Origin of the sequence: Rothia santali (genome assembly GCF_024199905.1) — a bacterium.
Classification (GTDB): Bacteria; Actinomycetota; Actinomycetes; order Actinomycetales; family Micrococcaceae; genus Rothia; species Rothia santali.
On the sequence record NZ_JANAFB010000035.1, the window covers coordinates 25,184 to 32,622 of the forward strand.

Genomic DNA, 7,439 nt, shown 5'->3' on the forward strand with positions numbered 1-7,439 from the left:
GCGAGTCCCGGTTCCCGGCCCTCCTCCGCCGTCACAACGTCTCAACACTCGCGCTGGGCCCCGCCCCGCGCACCCCGATGAAAGGCTTCGCCGCCGTATGGTTCAGCAACACAAGCCGGGGGGCGGGCTGGCCCGCTCGCTCTCGCACGAGCAGATGACGATGATCGCGCTCGGCTCCGCCCTGGGCACGGGGCTCTTCCTCGGCTCGGGCGCGGCGATCAGCGTCGCGGGCCCGGCCGTCATCGTCTGCTACGCGCTGGGCTCGCTGATCGCGGCGATCATCGCCTGCGCCGCGGGCGAGATGGCGGTGAAGTACCCCGTCCGCGGCGGCTTCGGGACCATGGCCGGGCGGTTCCTCGGGGCCTTCGGCGGATACATCACCCGCTGGGCATACTGGGCGACCACCGTGTGCGTGGCCGGGGCGGAGCTCGTGGCCGTGTCCACGTACCTGCGGTTCTGGTGGCCCGAGCTGCCGCTGTGGTGGGGGATCGCGGCCTTCGGCGTCGGGGTCATCCTGCTCAACGCCTTCAGCGTCAAGTCCTTCGGCCTCGTCGAGTTCTTCCTCTCCGGGATCAAGGTCTTCGCCGTCATCGCCTTCATCCTCATCGGGCTGATCCTGATCTTCTTCGGGCTGCCCAGCCACCCGGCGGAGGGCGTGGGGCACCTGACGGAGAACGGGTTCATGCCCAACGGCGCGTCCTCCGTCTGGCTGGCCATGGCGCTGGTGATGTTCTCGTTCGGCGGGGTCGAGCTGATCTCGATCTCCGCGGCCGAGGCCAAGGACCCGGTCCGCTCGGTGCGGACCGCGGGCAAGGCCACCATCTGGCGGCTGGCGACCTTCTACGTCCTCGCGCTGTTCGTGGTCATGTCGCTCATGCCCTGGTCCGCGGCGGCCGCCTCCGGCGAGCTGGAGACCAGCCCCTTCGTCCTGGTGTTCTCCGAGGCCGGGATCCCCGCGGCCGCGGCCATCCTGAACTTCATCGTCCTGGTCGCCGCGCTCTCGGCGGCCAACGCCAACGTCTACGCCGGGACCCGGCTGCTGCACTCGCTGTCCTACCAGGGCATGGCTCCGCGCGGGTTCCGCCGGACCAGCGCGAGCGGGATCCCGGTCCGGGCGCTGATCGGCTCCACCGTCGGGATCCTGCTCGTCGTCGTCATGGCCGCCTCGGGGATCTCCAACGTCTTCGTGCTCATGGTCGCGCTGATCACCAGCTGCGTGCTCATCGTCTGGTTCATGATCCTGCTGGCATACGTCTTCTACCGGCGGCGGGAGGGGGCCTCGAGCAGCTTCCGGCTCCTCGGGGGCGTGCCCATGGCGATCCTCGGCATGGTGGGGCTCGCCTCGGTGTTCTCGACCGTCTTCGTCCTGGAGGACATGCGGATGGCGGGCCTGGTCGGCGTCGGCTACTTCGTGGTGCTCACGGTGCTGTACTTCGCGGTCGTGCGCCGGCACGTCACGGTGGACCGCGAGGCCTTCGAGGAGGCCGGGCGGGCGACCGGTGCGTCGGAGCGGCCCGCCGAGGCCGGCGCCGAGGTCTGACCCGCGGCCGGGGAGCGGTCCCGACGGTCCCATGGTCGCGGTGCGATGCGACGAAAGTCCATAGGCGGAAGCGAGCCCGTTCCCTAGGATCCGGTGGTGGGGGATGGATTAATTCGCATGACGGGCCGCCGCCCCGGGCGCGGACCGGCGCACCTGCCTGAGGACTTCGCATGACCTTCACCGACCGATCGCGGCCGCTGGGCCGCCTCCGACGCACCCTGATCGCGGCCCTGTGCTGCACCGCCCTGGCGCTGGGCACGACGCCGGCCCTCGCCCAGGACCCGGCCGTGGCCAACGCGCCGCTGGGCCCGGCGACCGGCGGGCAGGAGTCCGCCCAGGCGCGCGGCGTCGTGCCCGAGGGCGACGTGCTCCGCGACCCGGGGCTGCCCGCGGTGCCGCCGACCACCGGCGGCGCCAACCCCGGCGCGACCCTGGGCCAGGGCTCCAAGCCGCTGGGGGAGACCTCGCACCTCTCCCAGGAGTCCACCGCCGCCGGCATCAGCCGGCTGCAGCAGGCCGGCGTGCCCCAGGCGGCCGCCGCCTCCGCGCCCCCGGCCACCGGCGAGGCCGCCGCGTGGAAGCCCGCGGGCATCCTCGGCATGGACGTCTCAGGCTGGCAGCCGACCGTCGACTGGGCCGCGGAGTACCGCAACGGCGCCCGGTTCGCCTACGTCAAGACGACCGAGGGCACCGGCTACCGGTCCCCGAGCTTCAACGGCCAGTACACGGGCGCCGCCAATGCCGGGATGTACCGCGGGGCGTACCACTTCGCGCTGCCCTCGGTCTCCAGCGGGGCCGCGCAGGCCGACTACTTCATCGCCAACGGCGGCGGCTGGACGGCCGACGGCCGCACGATGCCGGGCCTGCTCGACGTCGAGTTCAACCCCTACGCCTCGCTCGGCAACCAGTGCTTCAACATGAGCCCGGCGCAGCTGAAGTCGTGGATCACGTCCTTCGCCAACAGGTACCTCCAGAAGACCGGGCGCTACCCGATGATCTACACCGCGACGTCGTGGTGGAACTCCTGCATCGGCAGCACCTCGGAGTTCAACCACATGCCGCTGCACCTGGCCAACTACTCCGGCTCGGTGGGCCCGCTACCCTCCGGGTGGAGCACCCACGACGTGTGGCAGTACAGCGCCTCGGGGCCGTTCTCCGGCGACTCGAACGTGTACCGCGGGTCCGCCGCGCAGCTGAGGGACCTGGTGGTCAACGCGGCGCACAAGCCCCTGGGCGGCCGGACCCCGGCCCACGCGGCCGCACCCTCCGGGCAGGTCTACACCTCGGGCAACGGGCGGCAGGTCAAGCTGTCCGGGGCCATCGGGACCAAGTGGAACAAGGCGCGGGGGACCTACGGCGAGCCGGTGAACAACGAGTCGTGCGGCCTGGTGCAGTCGGGCTGCTTCCAGACGTTCTCGAAGGGCTACACCATCTACTGGACGCCCAACGGGACCGGGACCAACGCGGTCAAGACCTGGGGCGCGATCGGGGAGAAGTGGATGCAGGCCGGCTACGAGCGCGGCTACGGCTACCCGCTGCACGACGAGGCCTGCGGGCTCACGGGCGGCGGCTGCTACCAGACCTTCTCCAACGGGTACACCGTCTACTGGACCCCCTTCGGGACCGGCACGCACGCCGTCTACACCTGGGGCGCGATCGGCAAGCAGTGGATGCAGGCCGGTTACGAGCGCGGCTACGGCTACCCCACGACCGACCGGCAGCGCAGCGGGAACGGCTACTCCCAGCGGTTCTCCGGCGGGCGGACCCTGACCGGGGCCAGCTGAGCGAGCGGTCCGGGGCGGTGAGCCCCCCGGCGCCGGCCGGGGGACTGGCAGGCCGGCTGCTCGACGGACCGGGGGCCGGACGGGAAGCCGGCGGGCGTCGATGGGTAGGGTGGGGCCATGAGCTCTGAGACCCTCGCCATCGACGTCCCCCTGCGCTGGGGAGACATGGACGCCTACGGGCACGTGAACAACGTCCAGGTCGTGCGGATCATGGAGGAGGCCCGCGTGGCCGCCTTCGGGCCGCCGGCGGGCACGGGCGAGGCCGGCTTCGAGGTCCCCTTGCCCGTCTTCAACGAGCTGCCCGAGGGCACGCAGGCGCTGGTGGCCGAGAACCACGTGAAGTACCGCTCGCCGCTGGCCTACCGCACGGTCCCGGCGCGCGTGGAGGTGTGGATCGAGACGGCGACGGCCGCCAGCCTGACGGTGGGGTACGCGATCCGCGACGGCGTCGACGGCCGGTTGTGCGCGGAGGCCAGCACGGTCCTGGCCTTCTTCCACGAGCCCACCGGGCGCCTGGTGCGGATCTCTCCCGAGCAGCGGGAGCTGCTGCGCGCCCACACGCGCGGCACCTGACGAGTGGTTTGCACGCACGCCGCCTGACGGGTGGCCCGCACGCGCGGCAGCTGACGAGTCGTCTGCCGGCCGTGTGGGCTCCTGGAGTCTGACGAGTCGTCTGCCGGCCGTGCGGGCTCCCGGCGCGGGGACCGGGCGGCGGGACGACGTCGGCCCCGGCCCGGACCCCGTGGGGACCGGACCGGGGCCGACGTCGTCCCGCGGGCTCGAAACGACGCGGTGGGCCGCTCCGCCGCCCCGGGCGCGGCCTACCGCCGGATCGAGATCACCTCGTCGCCGGGGGCCACCCGCTCGGCGGGCAGGCCGTCCACCGCCTCGAACCGCGGGGTGTTGGTGACCAGCACCGGCGTGACGAGGGGGTAGCCGGCGTCGCGGATCGCGGCGGCGTCGAAGGTCAGCAGCGTCTGACCGGCCGCGACGCGCTCGCCCTTGGCCACCGCGACCTCGAAGCCCTCGCCGCGCAGGTTCACGGTGTCGATCCCGACGTGGATCAGCAGCTCGACGCCGGAGTCGAGCCGCAGCCCGATCGCGTGGCCCGAGGCCGGCGTCGCGATGACCGTGCCGCCCTCCGGGGCCGTGACGGTCCCCTCCGACGGCTCGATCGCGACGCCGCGGCCGAGCTTCCCGGCCGCGAAGATCGGGTCCGGGACCTCCGCGAGGTCCACGGCCCGGCCGGCCAGCGGCGCCCCGACGGTCACGACGCCGGAGCCGGCCTCCTCGCCGGAGGACCAGGCCGCGTCGTCCCGCCCGGCGGACGCGCTCCCGGCGTCGCGGGCCGGAGCGGTCTCCGAGCCGGAGGCCGCGGCGGTCCCCGCACCGATCGCCGTGGAGCCATCGGTGCCGGATGTCGCGGGAACGCCCGCGCCGGCACCCGGGCCGGCGCCCACGGAGGCGCCCGTCCCGGCGCCCGCGGAGGCACCCGCAACGGCAGCCCCGGAGACGCTCCCCGCCGAGGCCCCGACCCCGGCCCCCACGAGGTCCGGAGCGTTCTCCTCCGAGGGCACCGCGTCGGCCGGGATGTTCTGCTTGGCGAGGTCAGCCTCGCGCTGCTCCTTGGAGCGGAAGCCGAAGACCAGCACGCCCACGAGCCCGCCGCCGAACGCCACGGCCAGCCCGATCACGAACAGCGGGATCGGCTGCATCGCCGGGATGGACAGCAGCGAGGTGAACGCGAAGGCGTAGGAGCGCACGCCCATCCAGGAGATCAGCCCGCCCGCGATCATCGCGGGGACCAGGATCAGCGGGAACACCCGCTTGTACCGCAGCACGACGCCGTACAGCGACGGCTCCGAGATGCCGCCCACCAGCCCGGACACCGCCGCGCCCGTGGCCACCTGACGCAGCTCCTTGTCCCGCGCCGCGCGGATCGCCACACCGGTCACCACGCCGAAGACCGCGAAGTTGTAGGCGGCCATCGGCGACTGGATGAAGTCGTATCCCAGCGTGGAGAGGTTGGAGATCATGACGGCGTTCAGCGGCCAGTGCAGCCCCAGCGGCACCATGAACAGGTAGGAGCCGGCGACGACGACGCCCACGATCGCGGGGTTGATGTCGTTGAGCCACTGGAAGATCTCGGAGATCCCGAGCCCGAGGTTCACGCCGATCGGCCCGATGACCAGCGCGGTCAGCGGCACCATGATGAGCAGCGAGAGCATGGGCACGAAGACCATGTGGAGCACGTTCGGGATCACCCGCTTGAGCAGCCGCTCCAGCGGCGCCAGCAGCGCCACCGCGAACAGCGGGGGGAAGATCTGGCCGGTGTAGTCGAACATGTACAGCGGGACGTCCCAGCCGCCGATCGAGAACAGGGGCACGACGCCGTTGGCATCCGCGATCTCGTTCAGCCCGGAGAACGCGCTGGTCATCAGCGCGGCGGGGATCGCGGCACCGACCCACATGTTGGCGCCGAGCCGCTTGGCCGCCGTCGCGCCGATGAGGATCGGCATGAAGTTCAGCACCGACATCGCGGCGCCGAGGATGATGAACCAGAACGGGAACTGGGCGCGCCACTGGTTGAGCAGGTCCGCGCTCGCGGCGTCGTCGCCGAGGCGGGGGCCGTTGACGAGGTCCGCGGTGACGGTCTCGCCGGCGAAGTTCGTGTAGTGGCCGAAGAAGCCCAGCTGCTGCAGGAGGACGATCAGCGTGAGGATCATCGAGGAGCCCAGCAGCGCCCAGAGGACCGGGCGGAACGAGTCCGAGAGGACGTCGAACATGCGGGTGATGGGGCCGGCCTTCGTGCCGGGTGCCTGGCCGGCGTCACCGGTGCCGGCCTCGCCGCCGGCGGCGCGGGCGCTCCCGGCCTCGCGGGAGTCGCGGTCCATCCCGGGCATCCGGGCCAGCTCGTCGTAGACGCTGGCGACCTCGTTGCCGATCACGACCTGCGTCTGCCCCGACTGCTCGATGACGGACAGGACGCCCTCGGTCTTCTCGATGGCGGGCTTGTCCACCACCGACTTGTCGTGGAGCGTGACCCGCAGGCGGGTCGCGCAGTGGGTGAAGTAGTCGATGTTCTCGGGCCCGCCCAGGCCCTTCAGGACGGACTCCGCCGTCTTCCGATGGTCCACGTGTGACTCCTCGCTGCCTCGGCGCGCCCGGTGGGGCCGCCTGTTAAACGCGAAAGACCCGAACCGCCTCCGGGTCGTCCGCCGCGCGGGGCGCGACGAGTCGCCGGGAATCCCGGCCGCGCGCGTGCGCGGGCAGAGGGGTTCCCGAGGGGAGGGGTCCAGGTCTTGCCTGCTGATGCAGTTACAACCCTGTAGGGTCGCCCGGCGCTTCCGGCCGGGCCGGGAGTGACTATACTCTCAGGTCAGCCGGGGGGCAATGGGCACCGAGGCGGTTCCGTCCGCCCGGACTCGTCCGGCCCGGCAGGCCAGTCCGGCCGGTCGGGTCCGCCCGGACTCGTCCGGCCCGGCAGGCCAGTCCGGCCGGTCGGGTCCGCCCGGCCGGCCGGGTCCGCCCGGTCCGTCGGCTCGGCCCATCAGCCTCGTCCGACCATTTCGGCCCGTCGGATCCGCCCGGTCCGTCAGACCTGCCCGGCCCGCACCGCGGCGTCGTAGGCCTCTCGCTGCGTCAGGCGCAGCCAGCGGCTGTGGAGCCGGAAGTTCAGCTCGATCAGGGCGCTGCCGACGGCGCTCACGATCAAGGCCGCCCAGAGCAGGTCCGCCTGGGGCGTCTGGAACTCGTGGTAGAGCAGCGACCACGGGACGCTCAGCACCACCACCAGCAGCACGTACATCAGCAGGAGCAGGCCCAGCCGCGCCCGGGTCAGCGGGCGGGAGCCCACGCACAGGATCCACAGGCCCAGCAGGACCAGGACGATGAAGCTCGAGGTCTGGATCTCCTCGGTCGTGGCGCTCACGGAGTCGGCCACGCGCGCGTAGAGGTTGATCCCAACCACGCCGAGGGTGACCACGACGGCGTTGGGCAGCGCGAAGTGCAGCGCCCGCCTCAGGAACCCGGAGACGTACCGGCGGGTGTTTGGCGGCACGGGCAGCACGCAGGAGGGGCCGCCGCTGCGCATCCGGTTCGCGGCGGAGGACTGC

The 7,439-nt window shown here is 72.4% G+C and carries 4 protein-coding genes and 1 pseudogene; 3 read left to right on the forward strand and 2 right to left on the reverse strand.

Going from position 1 to position 7,439, the window contains the following annotated elements; all coding sequences use genetic code 11:
- Nucleotides 1-97 precede the first annotated feature (97 nt).
- The 3 genes from NBM05_RS12245 to NBM05_RS12255 all read left to right on the forward strand — a co-directional run bounded on the left by NBM05_RS12245 (nucleotide 98) and on the right by NBM05_RS12255 (nucleotide 3,897).
- Nucleotides 98-1,540: an amino acid permease gene (locus NBM05_RS12245; RefSeq protein WP_254167851.1), complete on the forward strand. Its 1,443-nt coding sequence runs from the start codon at nucleotides 98-100 to the stop codon at nucleotides 1,538-1,540.
- A gap of 170 nt (nucleotides 1,541-1,710) precedes the next feature.
- Entirely contained in the window at nucleotides 1,711-3,324 is a 1,614-nt protein-coding gene (locus NBM05_RS12250; RefSeq protein WP_254167853.1) for a GH25 family lysozyme, read from the forward strand.
- A 117-nt stretch (nucleotides 3,325-3,441) separates the two neighbouring features.
- Nucleotides 3,442-3,897, forward strand: a complete 456-nt coding sequence (locus NBM05_RS12255) for an acyl-CoA thioesterase (RefSeq protein WP_254167862.1) — start codon at nucleotides 3,442-3,444, stop codon at nucleotides 3,895-3,897.
- Between the two features lie 248 nt (nucleotides 3,898-4,145).
- Here NBM05_RS12255 and NBM05_RS12260 read toward each other — a convergent pair whose 3' ends face one another.
- Both NBM05_RS12260 and NBM05_RS12265 read right to left on the reverse strand, forming a co-directional pair.
- Nucleotides 4,146-6,461 carry a glucose PTS transporter subunit IIA gene (locus NBM05_RS12260; protein ID WP_254167864.1) on the reverse strand — a complete coding sequence of 772 codons (2,316 nt, stop codon included), beginning with the start codon at nucleotides 6,459-6,461 and terminating at the stop codon, nucleotides 4,146-4,148.
- A 458-nt stretch (nucleotides 6,462-6,919) separates the two neighbouring features.
- Nucleotides 6,920-7,439 (reverse strand): annotated as a pseudogene (locus tag NBM05_RS12265) (cation-translocating P-type ATPase); the annotation flags it as partial.

Bases quoted from the DNA above. Each gene is read 5' to 3' on its own strand.
- NBM05_RS12245 (WP_254167851.1), top strand. From the start codon at position 98: ATGGTTCAGCAACACAAGCCGGGGGGCGGGCTGGCCCGCTCGCTCTCG.
- NBM05_RS12250 (WP_254167853.1), top strand. From the start codon at position 1,711: ATGACCTTCACCGACCGATCGCGGCCGCTGGGCCGCCTCCGACGCACC.
- NBM05_RS12255 (WP_254167862.1), top strand. From the start codon at position 3,442: ATGAGCTCTGAGACCCTCGCCATCGACGTCCCCCTGCGCTGGGGAGAC.